Below are 14,281 nucleotides of genomic sequence, written 5' to 3'. Positions count from 1 at the left end.
ACCGGCGCGCCGATCGGACCGCGCGGCGGCTCGGGGCTGCGGAGGCCCGCATCGGGCCCGTTCCCGGGAACCGGTGAACGGTATCCGATGTCCCGGTTATCGGATTGGCAAAGAACCCCGACCTCGTCTTTTGTCAGGGACCCCACAGGCGGCAGGATCACGCTGCATTCATTCGAATCTGCGTACGGGAGGTCCCAGTTGAGACGGACACGGACGAGCCGGGCAACCGCCCTCGGCTCCGCGGGCACGATGATCGCCGCCACGCTGATGGTGGGCGTGCTGACCACGCCCACCGCGAGCGCGCACGACCGGACCGGCGACCTGGTGCGCGGTCAGGAACGGGAGCAGGTCGGCGCCTCCATCGCCGCCAACCGTGCCGCGAGGGCCGGCATCGAGTGGAAGGACTGTCCCGCCGACTGGGGGCTGGCCAAGCCCATCCAGTGCGGCTGGGTGACGGTCCCGCTCGACTACGCCAAGCCGTTCGGCAAGCAGATCAAGCTGGCCGTCGACCGGATCGGCCACACCGGCACCCCCGAGGAGCGCCAGGGCGCCCTCGTCTACAACCCGGGCGGCCCCGGCGGCTCGGGCATGCGCTTCCCGGTCCGCGTCACCGCCAAGAACCCGCTGTGGGCCAAGACCGCCAAGGCGTACGACTTCGTCGGCTTCGACCCGCGCGGGGTCGGGCACTCCACCCCCATCTCCTGCATCGACCCGCAGGAGTTCGTGAAGGCGCCCAAGCTCGACCCCGTGCCCGACGGCGAGGCCGACAAGCGGGTGCAGCGCGGGCTCGCCGCCGCGTACGCGGACGGCTGCGCCGAGCGCAGCGGCGAGATGCTGCCGCACATGACCACGCCCAACACCGCGCGCGACCTCGACGTCATCCGCGCGGCCCTCGGCGAGGAGAAGCTCAACTTCCTCGGCGTCTCCTACGGCACCTACCTGGGCGCCGTCTACGGCACCCTCTTCCCCGACCACGTGCGCCGCCTGGTCGCCGACAGCGTGGTCAACCCGTCCCGCAAGAAGATCTGGTACCAGGCCAACCTGGACCAGGACGTCGCCTTCCAGATGCGCTGGAACGACTGGCTGACCTGGGTGGCCCAGCACGACGCCACCTTCCACCTGGGCACCACCCGCGCCGCGGTGGAGCAGCGCTGGAACGCCCTGCGGGCCGCCGCCAAGAAGAACCCGATCGGCGGCCTGGTCGGCCCCGCCGAGCTGATCGGCTTCTTCCAGGCCGCCCCCTACTACGACTCCCGCTGGGTGCCCGTCGCCCGGGCGTGGAGCCAGTACGAGGCCGGCAACACCCAGGCCCTGGTGGACGCCGCCGCCCCCGACCTCACGGACACCGAGGGCAACGCCGCCGCCGAGAACGGCAACGCCGTCTACACCGCGGTCGAGTGCGCGGACGCCAGGTGGCCCCGCGACTGGCGCACCTGGGACCGGGACAACACCCGGCTGCACCAGAAGTACCCCTTCCTCACCTGGTCCAACGCCTGGATGAACCTTCCCTGCGCGACCTGGAAGTCCAAGCAGCACACGCCCGTCGAGGTGACCACCCGCAAGGGCCTGCCGCCGGTCCTGATCGTCCAGGCGACCCGGGACGCGGCCACCCCCTACGCGGGCGCGCTCGAACTGCACAAGCGGTTCAAGGGCTCCCGACTGATCACCGAGGAGAACGCCGGTTCGCACGGCGTCACCGGGATCGTCAACCCGTGCGTCAACGACCGCGTGGACAGGTACCTGCTGACCGGTGAGCTCGACGGCAAGAACGTGAGCTGCGCGCCGCACGCCACGCCCAAGCCGTGACCGCCCGGCGCGCCCGGCCCGGTACCGGGCGCGCCGCACGACGCGCACCGGGCCCGCACCCCGCTCGCAGGGGCGCGGGCCCGGTGCGCGTTCCGGCTCCCGGCCCTCAACGACGGGGCCGGCCGGGGAACCTCCGCGGCCGCTTCGCGGGCGGCGCCCCGGCGTCCTCCTCGGCCTTCACCACGGCGGCGTAGCGGTCCACGTACTCCTGGCCCGACAGCGTCATGACCGCGTACATGATCTCGTCGGTGACCGCGCGCAGCACCGCCTTCTCGTCCTCCAGCCCCGCGTAGCGGGAGAAGTCCAGGGGGGCGCCGAACCGGATCGTCACCGGCCGGGGCCGGGGGAGCAGCCGGCCCGGCGGCTGGGCCTCGAAGGTGCCGATCATGGCGCAGGGCACGACCGGCACGCCCGCGGTGAGCGCCATCGTCGCCACCCCCACCTTGCCCTTGTAGAGGCGGCCGTCGTGGGAGCGGGTGCCCTCCGGGTAGATGCCGAGCAGTTCGCCCCGGGCGAGCACCCCGAGCCCCTCGCGGATCGCGGCGGCCCCCGCCTCCCGCCCCGAACGGTCCACGGGGATCTGCCCGGCGCTGCGGAAGAACGCGGCGACGATTCGGCCGCGCAGACCGGGGCCCGTGAAGTACTCCGCCTTCGCGAGGAAGGTGATCCGCCGGTGCAGGACCGCCGGCATCAGGAAGTGGTCCGCGAACGAGAGGTGGTTCCCGGCGACGATCCCCGCGCCCCCGTCCGGCACGTGGTGCAGCCCCTCGATCCGGGGGCGGAACAACAACCGCAACAGGGGACCCAGGAGCACGTACTTCAGCGCGTGGTAGAACACGGCGTTCCTCCCGACTCCACGCCCGGCCGGCCGGTCCCGCTCCGACGCGTGCCGTCGTGGATCACTCGGCACAGGATGACAGGCGCGGATCGCCGCGTACGGACGTTCCCGCGGCCGGGCCCCGGGCCCGCCCGGCCGCTCCGGGTCCGTCACCCGGTCAGGCGTCGCGCGCCACGATCATGCCGAGGGTGATCAGGACCAGCAGCACCCAGCCGAACCACAGCCAGCCGTTGCTGCCGAGCGCCACCGAGTAGGCCGAGACGGCCACCAGCGCTCCGACGGTGAGCATTCCCATGGTCCTGGTCGACCGGGGGGTCGTTCCGGGCATCGCGCACCCTCCTCACGGCCGCCCGGACTCCTCGGCCGGGTCACGGCCTCCCGCCCATCGTCACCCCGGGACCGGGCCGTGCGCCAGGCGTCGGTACGGGCCGACCGCCCGGGCCGACGCCTTCGCGCAGCTCAGCGACCGCGGGAGTGCAGCGAGGCGAGGTAGGCGTTGTACTCCGCCAGCTCCTTGTCCCCGTCCCGGTCGGCGGCACGGTCCTGACGCCGGGCCTGACGCTGGTCGGAGGCGTACCACTGGAACACCAGGGCGATCAGCACCAGCACCGAGGGCACCTCGCTGAACGCCCAGGCGATGCCGCCGGCCGCGGTCTGGTCGGCCAGGGCGTCGATCCCCAGCGATGCGGGCGGGTCCTGGTACGGGCCGATCATCGGGGTGCTCGCCATCATCAGCGCGATGCCGAAGAAAGCGTGGAACGGCATGCCCGCGAACAGTTCCAACATCCGCATCACGTACCCGGGCCGGTGCGGCCCCGGGTCCACGCCCATGATCGGCCAGAAGAACACCAGCCCCGTCGCCAGGAAGTGCACCATCATCGCCAGGTGGCCCGGCGTGGACCCCATCAGGAACTCGAACAGCGGCGTGAAGTACAGGCCGTACAGGCTCGCGATGAACAGCGGAATGGTGAACCCCGGGTGCGTGATCACCTTCAGGTACCGGCTGTGCAGCAGGCCCAGCAGCAGTTCGCGCGGCCCTCTGCGGCCCCGACCCGCGACCGGCAGCGCCCGCAGCGCCAGGGTGATCGGCGCCCCCAGCAGCAGCATGATCGGCGACAGCATGCTGATCACCATGTGCTGCACCATGTGCACGCTGAACATGACCATGCCGTAGTCGTTGAGCGCGGTGCACATCACCAGCATCACCGACAGCACGCCCAGCACGAACGACACCGTCCGGCCCACCGGCCAGGCGTCGCCGCGGCGCACCAGGCGCGCCACGCCCCAGCCGTACAGGGCCAGCGCCAGCAGACAGCCGATCAGGAAGAACGGCTCGGGGGACCACTCAAGACCTCGCCCCAGCGTGAACGGCGGCAGGTCCGTGGTCGTGCCGTGCCCGCTGTGATCCATCCGCCGGCTCCTGTTTCGTGGGGGATTCGCTCTGTCCGTCCGCACCAGACTAGAACCGCCCCCGACCGCGCTCGCGGTCGGGGGCGGTCGAAGCGCCGAACGGGTCGGGCCCGCTCGTGCAAGGGGCCTACAGCACGACGCCGGCCTCGGCGTACCGCGCGTCGGGCACCGTCTTCAACGACTCCACGGCATCGCTCAGCGGCACCGTGACGATCTCCGTGCCGCGCAGCGCGGTCATCCGCCCGAACTCGCCCCGGTGCACGGCCTCCACCGCGTGCCAACCGAAGCGGGTGGCCAACACCCGGTCGTACGCGGTGGGCGTGCCGCCGCGCTGGACGTGCCCCAGGATCACCGGCCGCGCCTCCTTGCCCAGGCGCTGCTCCAGCTCGATCGACAGCTGCCGGGCGATCCCCGCGAAGCGCTCGTGGCCGTAGACGTCCTTGCCGCCCTCGTCGAACTCCATGGAACCCGGTCGGGGCTTGGCGCCCTCGGCGGCCACCACGATCGCGAACTTCTTGCCGGCCGAGAACCGCTCCCCGACCCGCGAGGCCAGCTCCGCCACGTCGAACGGACGCTCCGGGACCACGATGGCGTGGGCGCCCGCGGCCATCCCCGAGTGCAGGGCGATCCACCCGGTGTGCCTCCCCATGACCTCGACGATCAGCACCCGCTGGTGCGACTCGGCGGTGGTCTTGAGCCGGTCCAGGGCCTCGGTCGCCACGCCCACGGCGGTGTCGAAGCCGAAGGTGACGTCCGTCGCGGCGATGTCGTTGTCGATGGTCTTCGGCACGCCCACGATCGGCAGCCCGTTGTCCGAGAGCAACCGGGCCGCCTTCAGGGTGCCCTCGCCGCCGATCGGGATGATCGCGTCCAGCCCCAACTCCGCGACGTGGCCCTTGGCGCGCTCCACCCCGTCCACCAGATGGGCGGGCTGCACCCGGGACGAGCCGAGGATGGTCCCGCCCAGGGCGAGGATGCCGCCGACCGCGTCCAGGTCGAGCTTGCGGTAGTCGCACTCCAACAGGCCCTTCCAGCCGTCGTTGAAGCCGACCACCTCGTCGCCGTGATCGACGACGGCACGGTGGACGACGGACCGGATGACGGCGTTCAGGCCAGGGCAGTCACCGCCGGAGGTGAGGACACCAAGACGCATGGCTCGGAAACCTTTGCAACGTGGACGTGCGACCGGACCACGCCGTCCGGTGGGACGCCGCCACCCTACCGGCGCGGTCGGCCTGCGCCGAACGCCGCGTCCGCCTTCTGGACACCCCTGCACACCTGAGCGCGGGCCCCGTCAGACGGGGCCCGCGCTCAGGTGTGCGACGGGTCGCACGGCTGCTTCAGGCGGGCTGTTGGGCCGCCGCGATCCGCTCGCTGCGCAGCGCCTCGTACCAGCGGTCGTCGGTCGGCGGCAGTGCGTTCACGTCCAGGGCCAGCTTCAGCAGCAGATCGGCCACCAGCGGGTTGCGGGCCAGCACCGGACCGTGCATGTACGTGCCGAACACGGTGTCGTTGTACGCCCCCTCGGTACCGTCCCCGGTGCCGTTGCCCCGGCCGATCCGCACCCGGGCGAAGGGACGGGCGGACGGCCCCAGGTACGTCACGCCCTGGTGGTTCTCGAAGCCGGTGAGCGGCGGCAGCCCCAACCGGGAGTCGATGTCCCCGAGCACGTCGCCCACGCAGCGCTCGCCCTCGCCGCGCACCGTCTTGACGTCCAACAGGCCCAGACCCGGCTCGCGTTGGCCGAGGTCGTTGATGAACTCGTGCCCGAGGATCTGGTAGCCGGCGCACACCGCGAAAACGATCGCCCCGTTCTCCACCGCCCGCGGCAGACCGGCGTCCCGGCGCAGCCGCTCCGCGGCCAACCGCTGCGGACGGTCCTCGCCCCCGCCGATCAGGTAGATGTCCCCCGAGGTCGGGATCGGCTGGTCGCTGCGGACGTCGATCCGGGTGACGTCGAGCCGCCGCTGACGGGCCCGACGCTCCACGACCAGGGCGTTTCCCTGGTCGCCGTAGGTGCTGAGCAGGTCCGGGTAGATCCAGACCAGACGCAGACTGCTTTCGCTCATCCTCAAAATCCTTGGCTCAAAGGCCCATCGTGCGGGGCGGGCGTGCGGGAACGCGGCTCGGTCGGCCGGTCAGTTGCCGATGCGGCGGCGCAGGTCCTGGAACGCGGTGTAGTTCGCGATGACCTCGATCCGACCAGGCGGGGCCATCTGCACCGCCTGGTCGACCGTGTCGCAGACCTGGAAGCTCTGGCCCGCCACCTCCAGCCGCACCGCGAGGTCCAGCTTGCGGTCGCCGATGACGAAGATCGGGTGCCCGGTCAGCCGCGTGTAGTCGACGTCCCACAGCCAGGAGGTGTCGGTGCCGTCGGCGCCGCGCGCGTTCACGGAGAGGATCACCGGCGTCGGCGGCGGGTCGATCAGCGAGAAGGTCTCCAACCAGCCGGCCGGGTTCTTCGCCAGCAGCAACCGCAGGTCCCGACCCGCGAACTGCACCACGTCGTAACGGCCGGCGACGGCCTGCACCTGGTACATCCGCTCCAGCGCCACCTGCGGCGGCACCCCGAAGACCGCGACGACCGCGGCCGAGGTCGCCGCGTTGGCCTTGTTGGCGCGGCCCGGCAACTGGAGGTGGATCGGCCAGGCCGAACCGTGCGGGTCGAGCACGTAGTCGCCCTGGAGCACCCAGCTGGGAGCGGGCCGGCGGAAGCCGCACTCGCCGCAGTACCAGTCGTCGCCGGGGCGCTGCATCACCCCGCCGCAGGACGGGCAGGACCAGGCGTCGTCCTTCCACATCTGCCCCGCCGCCACCCAGATCACGTTCGGCGAGGAGGACGCCGCCCACACCACCAGCGGGTCGTCGGCGTTCGCGATCACCACGGCCTTGGTGCCGGCCAGCCCCTCGCGCCAGTGCTCGGCCAACATGCGGGTCTCGGCGGCCCGGTCCAACTGGTCCCGGGAGAGGTTCAGCAACGCGATCGCCTTCGGCTCCACGTCACGGGCCACCCCGGACAGGTACTTCTCGTCCACCTCGATCACGCCGTACCGGGCGTCCGAGCCGCCCGCGAGCGCCGAGGTGATCCCGGCGGGCATGTTCGCGCCGAGCGCGTTCGACACCACGGGCCCCGCGGCGCGCAGCGCCTCCGCGATGAGTCGGGTCGTCGTCGTCTTGCCGTTGGTGGCCGAGACCAGTACCACGTCCAGGTGCTGGGCGAGGCGGCCCAGCAGCTCCGGGTCGAGTTTGAGTGCCACCCGGCCGCCGATGACCGATCCACTGCCACGGCCCGCCGCGCGCGAGACCGCCGCGGCTGCCTTGCCCGCCGTCACGGCCAGCTTGGCTCGTGGCGACAGCGGGTCCGGGGTTGCTGCCATCGTTCTGCGTCCTCCTTGCGTACGGCGCCGCGCCTGCACCGGCCTCGATGCCCTCAGCCTATCGAGATGTGGTCACCTGCCCGAACCACGGCACCGCCCGGGAATGGGCGGGTGTGGTGAACGTACCCTTGCCGGCATGCCGCACCGCACCATCCCGGGAGCCTCCGGGCGCGTACGCCCCCTCGTCCTGCACGGCGATGCCGTGCTGCGCGCCCGCTGCGCGGAGGTGACCGACTTCGGGCCGTCCCTGGCCCGGTTGGTCGACGACCTGTTCGCGACGATGTACGCGGCGCGCGGGGTGGGCCTCGCCGCCAACCAGGTCGGCGAGGCGCTGCGGGTGTTCGTCTTCGACTGCCCCGACGACGAGGACGAACGGCACCTGGGACATGTGGTGAACCCCACGCTCGTCACCGCCGACGGAGTCACGGTCAGGGGGCCCGAGGGCTGCCTGTCCCTGCCCGGACTGGAAGCGGGCACCGAGCGGTTCGACCACGCCGTGGTGGAGGGGGTCGACGTGCGGGGCGAGCCCGTGCGCATCGACGGCACCGGGTTCTTCGCCCGCTGCCTCCAGCACGAGAGCGACCACCTCGACGGCGGGCTCTACGTGGACCGGGTCACCGGTTGGCGGGCCCACCGGGTGCGGCGTGCGGTGGCGCGCGGGCCGGTGGCGCGGTGAGCCGCCGTCGCCCCCCGGCGTCAGAAGCCCGGGCCGGCGACCCGGTCGCCGGCGGCGGCCAGCCGACCCCACAACAGGTCCGCCAGGGACTTGACCAACTCGGCGCGGGAGCAGGGGTGTTCGCTGAGCCACCAGTCCCCTGCGGTGTGCATCATGCCGATGATGCCGTGTCCCCACACCCGGGCCAGCCGCTCCCCGTCGGGGCCCAGGTCGAGCCGCTCCTCGATCACCCGGGCCAGTTCCTCGCCGAGGCTGTTCAACAGGGGGGCCCGGTGGCCGCCGGCCACCGGGCCGCTCTTCCCCGGGTGCATCAGGAACCGGTACACCTGGGGACGGGACTCGATCGCGTGGAGGTAGGCGTCCAGGGTCGCCTCGATCCGCTCCCGGCGCCCCACCGGAGCGTCCAGGGCGGCCCGCAGCGAGGCGAGCAGCCCGTCCGTGTGCCGCTCGGCCAGCGCCGCGTACAGCCCGCCCTTGTCGCCGAAGTGGCGGTACAGGATCGGCTTGGTGATGCCGGCCTCGGCGGCGATCGCGTTCATCGAGGCCCCGGGGCCGTCCCGGAGCACCACCCGGTCCGCGGCCTCCAGCAGCTCGTACCGCCGCCGCTCGGCCGACCGTTGCAGATCGCCCCGATGCGTGGTCTCCATGACCCTTGCTCCCCACCCCGTTGGACTCCTTGACGCCAGCGAAAACTAACACCCCCGGCGGGGCGGGCCGCCGGGTTCCGCGGCCCGGGCGGGGCGGGTGCCCGGGCGAGGTCACCCGCCCGGCACCTCGTGCCGGCCGTGCCGCAGCGGCGTCAGCTGTTCGATGTCGTAGCGGGCCCGCAGGTCCGCGATGGCCGCGACGTCGGGGGTGCCGCCGGTCGAGAGGATCTCCAACAGCTCCTCGAAGTACCGCTCGTGGTCGGGGGGCGGGGAGGACTGGAAGAACATCCTCGCCGGGGTGTCGGTCGGATTGGCGAAGGCGTGCGGACACCCCGGCGGCACCACGATCACGGTGCCCGGCTCGGCCCGCACCACCCGCCGCCCGCCGGGGGACTCCCACCGCTGCCAGCGGTCGGCGGTGCGCACCTTCGGCTCGAAGGCCAGCACCTCCAGCTCGCCCTCCAGCACGTAGAACAACTCCTCGCTGCGGGAGTGCACATGGGCGCCCACGTCGAAGCCGGGCGGCACCACCACCTCGAAGGTCGACGCCACCTGCGAGTGCTCCCCGGTCACCTTGAACGTGACGTCCTGGGCCGGGGTCAGCACCCGCTTGCCGTGGCCGGGCGGGACCAGCAGGCCCTCCGGCGGGATCAGCGCGGTCATCGGTGTTCCTCCCGCCGGCTCACCAGGCCACCGGGAGCGCCTCGGGCCCCCGGATCAGGGCGCCCTTGCGCCACGGCACCTCGTCGGGCGGCACGGCGAGGTGCAGCCCGGGCAACCGGTCGACCAGCGTGGACACCATCAGCTCGGCCTCCATCTTCGCCAGGATGCCGCCCACGCAGTAGTGCGGGCCGTGCCCGAAGGACACGTGCGGATTGGGGCTGCGGTCGAAGTCGATCCGGTCCGGTTCGGGGAACACCTCGGGATCGCGGTTGGCCGCCAGGTACGACACGTACACCGGCTCGCCCCGGCGGATCAGCACCCCGCCGACCTCCACGTCCTCCAGTGCGATCCGGGACAGTCCGACCGCGCTGCGGTGCGGGATGTACCGGATCAGTTCGTCGATCGCCTGCGAGCGCACCGCGGGCTCCTCCCGCAGCCGTCGCCACAGCTCCGGCCTGGTCAGCAGCAGGTAGAACAACTGTCCGGTGTTGTTGGTGACCGCCTCGCCGCCGATCTGCACCAGCACCGCGAGGCCCACCGCCTCCTCCTCGCTCAACTCGCCCCGCCCCACCGCCGCGCCCAGCAGCCCGACGACGTCCTCCGAGGTGCTGCCCCGCCCGGCCCGCACCAACGCGGTGAACTGGGCCACCATCGCGTCCTTCGCCCGCTCGCTGACCTCCGCGCCGTTGGACGAGGACAGGATGAGCTGGGTCCAGGTGTGCATCCGCTCCCGGTCCTGCGCCGGCACCCCCATCACCTCGCAGATCACCGCGATCGGGAACGGGGCCAGCACCCGTTCGGTGAGGTCCGCAGGGGGGCCGTCCCGCAGCAGCCCGTCCACCATCGCGTCCAGGGTCCGCTGGGCGTGCTCCCGGATGCGTTGCACGCCCCGGGCGGTGAAGGCCGCGGTGACGGCGCGCCGCAGCCGGGTGTGGTCCGGGGGGTCCGCGAAGCCGACCGCGCCGGGCACCGGGATGAAGTGCGGTGCCAGCCGGGTCACCTGGCGCCCCACCACCTCGGCGCGGCTGAACCGGGCGTCGTTGGTCACGGCCCGGACGTCGTCGTAGCGGGTCACCAACCACGCCCAGCCCTCGCCGTTGGGGAGTCGGATGCGGTTGACGGGGCCCTCGCGCATCAGCTCCGCCAGGACCGGGTCGAAGTCCACCGCGGTCAGGTCCAGCGCGGGCCAGAACCGTACGGGGGGCAGGGTGGTGGTGGTCGTCTCGTCGGTCATGCCGATGGCCCTCGTCTGTGGTGTGTGGGGGTCTGTGGGGACGGTGGTCCGTGTCGCGGCCCGGCGCGCACGCGCGCCGGGCCGTCCGGCCGGAGGGGAGGCGCCGCTCAGGCGAGGGCCTCCCGGGGCACCTGGACCGTGGAGGCCAGCGGTTCCTTGGCGCTCACCCAACGGCCGAGCGCCATCTCGGCGGTGATCCCCGGCCCGAAGCCCGCGAGCAGCCCCCGGGCCCGGTGGGTGGCGCCGCCCTCGTCGAACAGGCGGCGCAGCGCGTCGAGCACCACCGCACTGGCGATGTTGCCGTACTCGGTGAGCGTGGCCCGACTGAACCGGAACGCGTCCGAGGGCACCTGGAGGAACTTGCTCAGGTCGTCCAGGATGCGGGGCCCGCCCGCGTGGACGATGTAGAAGTCCAGGTCGGTGGCGTCCCAACCGTGGACGTCCGCGAGTTGCTTGAGCGCCGGGGCCAGGGGCTCCATCGTCGCCGGCACCCGCTTGTCCAACAGGAAGTGGAATCCGGTGGCCCGGACGTCGTACGCGATCCAGTCCTCGGTCTTCGGGATCAGGTACGAGCCGTTGCGCTCCAGGGTGACCCCGGTGCCGCCCCTGCCGCGGACCACGGCCGCGGCGACCCCGTCGCCGAAGAGGCCGTTGGACAGCAGGGAGCCGATCCCCAGGTCGGTCGGCTGGTAGCAGAGCGAGCAGAACTCGCACGCCACGATCAGCGCGTTCGCCTCCGGGTAGGCGGTGCAGAAGTCGTGCGCCCGGTTGATGGCGGCACCTCCCGCCGCGCAACCGAGTTGGGCGATCGGTATCTGCCGGGTCTCGCTGGAGAACGACATCTCGTTGATCAGCCACGCGGTCAGCGAGGGCATCATGAAGCCCGTGCACGACACGTAGATGATGACGTCGATGTCACCGGCGCGGAGTTCGGCGTCGTCCAGCGCGCGCCGCACCACGGCCGGCACCCGCGCCTTGGCCTCCGCCTCGTACAGCTTGTTGCGGTCCTCGAACCCCGGGTGCTTCAGGGTCTCCTCGATGGGCTGGACGATGTGGCGGGTTCGGACGCCGGTGTTCCGGATCAGTCGCAGCGCCAGGGGGAGCTGCGGGTGGTCGGCGTGGCGACTGCTCGCCAGCGCCAGCGTCTCCTCCATCGTGATGATGTGCTCGGGAACGGATACAGCGGGTCTGCACAGGGTCGCCATGGCGTGCCTTCTCTCGCCCCCTCCGGACGGAGGGTGGTCCATCCACGATGACCCGCGGCGGCGGGGATATCGCGTCGGACTACTCCAGACCGGGGGTGGCGGCACGGCGGGGACGGGGACGGGACCGGCCCCGGGCGCCCGGCGGGTTCAGGAGGCCGTGCTCGTCTGGTGGGCGATGCAGGCCACGTCGATGCGGTCGGCGAGCTTGGCCAACTCGATGGCCAGCGCGGCCACCGTGTCCTCGTCCAGTTCGGGTCCGCCCCGCTCCACCAGGTGGAGCCAGTGCGCCCCGATCCCGCGCAGCAGCCTGCTGACGTCCGCCGCGGCCACGTGCAGGCTGCCGTGACTGTCGATGATCACGGGGGGCGTGACTTCCCGGCCCACTGGTTCCTCCCGGGGACGACGACGCGGGGATCGTAACCGCCCGTGCCGCCCTGCCCGCCGCGCCCGCGCTCGTCCGGCAGCGAAGTTAGGCCGGTCAGGGGCCCTGCCACACCGTCGTGATGTTGCAGAACTCGTGCATGCCGTGCCCGGACAGCTCGCGACCGTACCCGGAGCGCTTGACGCCTCCGAAGGGGAGGGCGGGGTGCGAGGCCGTCATCCCGTTGACGAACACCCCGCCGGCCCGCAGGTCGCGGGTGAACCGGTCGACCTCCGCGGCGTCCCGGGTCCACACGTTGGAGCTCAACCCGAACGGCGTGTCGTTCGCCAGGGCCACCGCCGCGTCGAGGTCCGCCACCCGGTACAGGGTCGCGACCGGCCCGAACGCCTCCTCGTGGTGGATGCGCATCCGCGGCGTCACGTCGGCCAGCACGGTCGGCTCGTAGAACCAGCCGGCCGTGAGCGCGGGCGGACGGCGCCCGCCGCACAGCACGGTGGCACCGCTCTCCACGGCCTCGTCCACCAACTCCTCCAGGTCCGCCCGGCCGCGTTCGGTGGCCAACGGACCGACGTCGGTGGCCTCGTCCAGCGGGTCGCCCACCCGCAGCGCCCGCATGCCCTCGACGAACCGCTCGGCGAAGGCGTCGAAGACCTCCTCGTGGACCAGGAACCGCTTGGCCGCGATGCAGGACTGGCCGTTGTTCTGCACCCGGGCCGTGACCGCGACCCGGGCGGCCCGCTCCAGCTCCGCCGAGGGCATGACCACGAACGGATCGCTGCCGCCCAGCTCCAACACCGTCTTCTTGACCTCGTCCCCGGCGACGGCCGCCACCGCCCGGCCGGCCGGCTCGCTCCCGGTGAGCGTCGCGGCGGCCACCCGCGGATCGCGCAGCACGCCCTCCACGGCGTCCGAGCCGATCAGCAGGGTCTGGAAGCACCCTTGCGGATAGCCGGCCCGACGGAACAGGTCCTCCAGGTACAGCGCCGTCCGGGGCACGTTCGAGGCGTGCTTGAGCAGCCCCACGTTCCCGGCCATCAGGGCCGGCGCGGCGAACCGCACGACCTGCCAGAGCGGGAAGTTCCACGGCATCACCGCGAGCACCACCCCCAGCGGGCGGTACACCACCCGGGCGCTCGCGGCCCCCGCATCGGCCACGTCCACCCCGTCCGGCACCTCGTCGGCCAGCAGCCCGTCCGCGCGCTCCGCGTACCAGCGCATGGCCTTGGCGCACTTGGCGGCCTCCGCCCGGGCCTGCCCGATCGGCTTGCCCATCTCCACCGTCAGCACCCGGGCGATCTCGGGCCCGTCGTGGTCCAGCAGGTCGGCGGCGCTGTGCAGCAGTCGGGCCCGCTCGTACAGCGGCAGCAGCCGGAACCGCTCGAACGCCTCGGCGGCGGCGGCGAGCTTGGCCTCGACGCCCTCCGCGCCCAGCACCTCGAAGGCCGCCACCTCCTCGCCGGTGGCCGGATTGACCGTCGTCAGCCGCTTGGGGGACATGGGGGACCTCCTGGTGGGGGAGCGGTCCTTCGACCTTCCCCCGGCCCCCTCGGCCCCGCAACGCGGCACGGGTGCGGTTCAGCCCTCCCACGCGGCGGCCAACCGGTCGACGAACGCCCGCTGCCCCTTCACCAGGGCCGCCCGAGCGGCATCGAGACCGAACCAGGCGACGCGGTCCAGCTCCGGGAAGGTGCCGGTCCGGCCGGAGCGGGGCGGCCACTCCATGGTGAACGTACCGGGCACCACGTCCGCGGGGTCCAGATCGGCCTCGACGGCCCACACCGTGACCACCTTTCCGCCGGCCTGGACGGTCTCGCCGAGCGCCACCGCGGTACCGGCGGGCGGCGCCAGCCCCAGCTCCTCCCGGAACTCCCGGCGGGCCGCCTGCCACGCCTCCTCCGGCGGTGCGTACTCGCCCTTCGGCACGCTCCACGCACCGGCGTCCCTGCCCACCCACCACGGGCCGCCCATGTGCCCGAGGAGCACCTCGGGGCCGGTGGGGCGGCGGCGGAAGAGCAGCAGCCCCGCGCTGCGTCTGGTCATGCG

The 14,281-nt window shown here is 72.7% G+C and carries 15 protein-coding genes; 2 read left to right on the top strand and 13 right to left on the bottom strand.

The window, feature by feature from the left end; translation table 11 throughout:
• Nucleotides 1–198 precede the first annotated feature (198 nt).
• On the top strand, nucleotides 199–1,806 hold the full coding sequence (locus ABT092_RS17985; protein WP_351244872.1) for an alpha/beta hydrolase: 1,608 nt from the start codon (nucleotides 199–201) through the stop codon (nucleotides 1,804–1,806).
• Between the two features lie 106 nt (nucleotides 1,807–1,912).
• Here the strand turns inward: ABT092_RS17985 and ABT092_RS17980 are convergent, their stop codons facing one another.
• The 6 genes from ABT092_RS17980 to ABT092_RS17955 form a co-directional block, all read right to left on the bottom strand.
• The gene (locus ABT092_RS17980) at nucleotides 1,913–2,644 is read right to left on the bottom strand and encodes a lysophospholipid acyltransferase family protein (RefSeq protein WP_351244870.1); all 732 of its coding nucleotides are present in this window, start codon (nucleotides 2,642–2,644) and stop codon (nucleotides 1,913–1,915) included.
• A gap of 157 nt (nucleotides 2,645–2,801) precedes the next feature.
• Nucleotides 2,802–2,972 (bottom strand): hypothetical protein, encoded by a 171-nt coding sequence (locus ABT092_RS17975; protein ID WP_351244868.1) that lies wholly within the window; start codon nucleotides 2,970–2,972, stop codon nucleotides 2,802–2,804.
• Between the two features lie 131 nt (nucleotides 2,973–3,103).
• Entirely contained in the window at nucleotides 3,104–4,054 is a 951-nt protein-coding gene (locus ABT092_RS17970) for a cytochrome c oxidase assembly protein (protein WP_351244866.1), read from the bottom strand.
• Between the two features lie 127 nt (nucleotides 4,055–4,181).
• On the bottom strand, nucleotides 4,182–5,207 hold the full coding sequence (locus ABT092_RS17965; RefSeq protein ID WP_351244864.1) for a 6-phosphofructokinase: 1,026 nt from the start codon (nucleotides 5,205–5,207) through the stop codon (nucleotides 4,182–4,184).
• 187 nt (nucleotides 5,208–5,394) lie between these two features.
• Complete coding sequence (locus ABT092_RS17960; RefSeq protein WP_351244862.1) at nucleotides 5,395–6,123, bottom strand: type 1 glutamine amidotransferase; 729 nt, start codon at nucleotides 6,121–6,123, stop codon at nucleotides 5,395–5,397.
• A gap of 69 nt (nucleotides 6,124–6,192) precedes the next feature.
• Entirely contained in the window at nucleotides 6,193–7,431 is a 1,239-nt protein-coding gene (locus tag ABT092_RS17955; RefSeq protein WP_351244860.1) for a MurT ligase domain-containing protein, read from the bottom strand.
• Nucleotides 7,432–7,567: 136 nt separating this feature from the next.
• Here ABT092_RS17955 and def point away from each other — a divergent pair, with 136 nt between their 5' ends.
• A complete protein-coding gene (gene def, locus ABT092_RS17950; RefSeq protein WP_351244858.1) occupies nucleotides 7,568–8,107 on the top strand; it encodes a peptide deformylase in 540 nt (179 codons plus the stop codon).
• 20 nt (nucleotides 8,108–8,127) lie between these two features.
• On the opposite strand, the gene ABT092_RS17945 is transcribed toward def, so the two are convergent.
• The 7 genes from ABT092_RS17945 to ABT092_RS17915 form a co-directional block, all read right to left on the bottom strand.
• A complete protein-coding gene (locus tag ABT092_RS17945) occupies nucleotides 8,128–8,754 on the bottom strand; it encodes a TetR/AcrR family transcriptional regulator (RefSeq protein WP_351244856.1) in 627 nt (208 codons plus the stop codon).
• A 111-nt stretch (nucleotides 8,755–8,865) separates the two neighbouring features.
• Nucleotides 8,866–9,417: a cupin domain-containing protein gene (locus tag ABT092_RS17940; protein WP_351244854.1), complete on the bottom strand. Its 552-nt coding sequence runs from the start codon at nucleotides 9,415–9,417 to the stop codon at nucleotides 8,866–8,868.
• A gap of 19 nt (nucleotides 9,418–9,436) precedes the next feature.
• A complete protein-coding gene (locus tag ABT092_RS17935) occupies nucleotides 9,437–10,651 on the bottom strand; it encodes a cytochrome P450 (RefSeq protein ID WP_351244852.1) in 1,215 nt (404 codons plus the stop codon).
• 107 nt (nucleotides 10,652–10,758) lie between these two features.
• A complete protein-coding gene (locus ABT092_RS17930; RefSeq protein ID WP_351244850.1) occupies nucleotides 10,759–11,856 on the bottom strand; it encodes a type III polyketide synthase in 1,098 nt (365 codons plus the stop codon).
• A gap of 147 nt (nucleotides 11,857–12,003) precedes the next feature.
• Nucleotides 12,004–12,240: a DUF6213 family protein gene (locus ABT092_RS17925; RefSeq protein ID WP_351244848.1), complete on the bottom strand. Its 237-nt coding sequence runs from the start codon at nucleotides 12,238–12,240 to the stop codon at nucleotides 12,004–12,006.
• A gap of 94 nt (nucleotides 12,241–12,334) precedes the next feature.
• Nucleotides 12,335–13,735, bottom strand: a complete 1,401-nt coding sequence (locus ABT092_RS17920; protein ID WP_351244846.1) for an NADP-dependent succinic semialdehyde dehydrogenase — start codon at nucleotides 13,733–13,735, stop codon at nucleotides 12,335–12,337.
• Between the two features lie 78 nt (nucleotides 13,736–13,813).
• On the bottom strand, nucleotides 13,814–14,278 hold the full coding sequence (locus ABT092_RS17915) for an NUDIX hydrolase (RefSeq protein WP_351244844.1): 465 nt from the start codon (nucleotides 14,276–14,278) through the stop codon (nucleotides 13,814–13,816).
• Nucleotides 14,279–14,281 lie beyond the last annotated feature (3 nt).

The sequence above is a fragment of the Streptomyces sp. NPDC002490 genome, assembly GCF_040296045.1.
Lineage (GTDB): Bacteria > Actinomycetota > Actinomycetes > Streptomycetales > Streptomycetaceae > Streptomyces.
Note: the sequence above shows the minus strand (reverse complement) of the source record. Positions and strands in the feature narration are given on the sequence as shown.

Coding starts and splice junctions, on each gene's coding strand:
- ABT092_RS17975 (WP_351244868.1), bottom strand. CDS start 2,972: ATGCCCGGAACGACCCCCCGGTCGACCAGGACCATGGGAATGCTCACC.
- ABT092_RS17970 (WP_351244866.1), bottom strand. CDS start 4,054: ATGGATCACAGCGGGCACGGCACGACCACGGACCTGCCGCCGTTCACG.
- ABT092_RS17965 (WP_351244864.1), bottom strand. CDS start 5,207: ATGCGTCTTGGTGTCCTCACCTCCGGCGGTGACTGCCCTGGCCTGAAC.
- ABT092_RS17960 (WP_351244862.1), bottom strand. CDS start 6,123: ATGAGCGAAAGCAGTCTGCGTCTGGTCTGGATCTACCCGGACCTGCTC.
- ABT092_RS17955 (WP_351244860.1), bottom strand. CDS start 7,431: ATGGCAGCAACCCCGGACCCGCTGTCGCCACGAGCCAAGCTGGCCGTG.
- def (WP_351244858.1), top strand. CDS start 7,568: ATGCCGCACCGCACCATCCCGGGAGCCTCCGGGCGCGTACGCCCCCTC.
- ABT092_RS17945 (WP_351244856.1), bottom strand. CDS start 8,754: ATGGAGACCACGCATCGGGGCGATCTGCAACGGTCGGCCGAGCGGCGG.
- ABT092_RS17940 (WP_351244854.1), bottom strand. CDS start 9,417: ATGACCGCGCTGATCCCGCCGGAGGGCCTGCTGGTCCCGCCCGGCCAC.
- ABT092_RS17935 (WP_351244852.1), bottom strand. CDS start 10,651: ATGACCGACGAGACGACCACCACCACCCTGCCCCCCGTACGGTTCTGG.
- ABT092_RS17930 (WP_351244850.1), bottom strand. CDS start 11,856: ATGGCGACCCTGTGCAGACCCGCTGTATCCGTTCCCGAGCACATCATC.
- ABT092_RS17920 (WP_351244846.1), bottom strand. CDS start 13,735: ATGTCCCCCAAGCGGCTGACGACGGTCAATCCGGCCACCGGCGAGGAG.
- ABT092_RS17915 (WP_351244844.1), bottom strand. CDS start 14,278: ATGACCAGACGCAGCGCGGGGCTGCTGCTCTTCCGCCGCCGCCCCACC.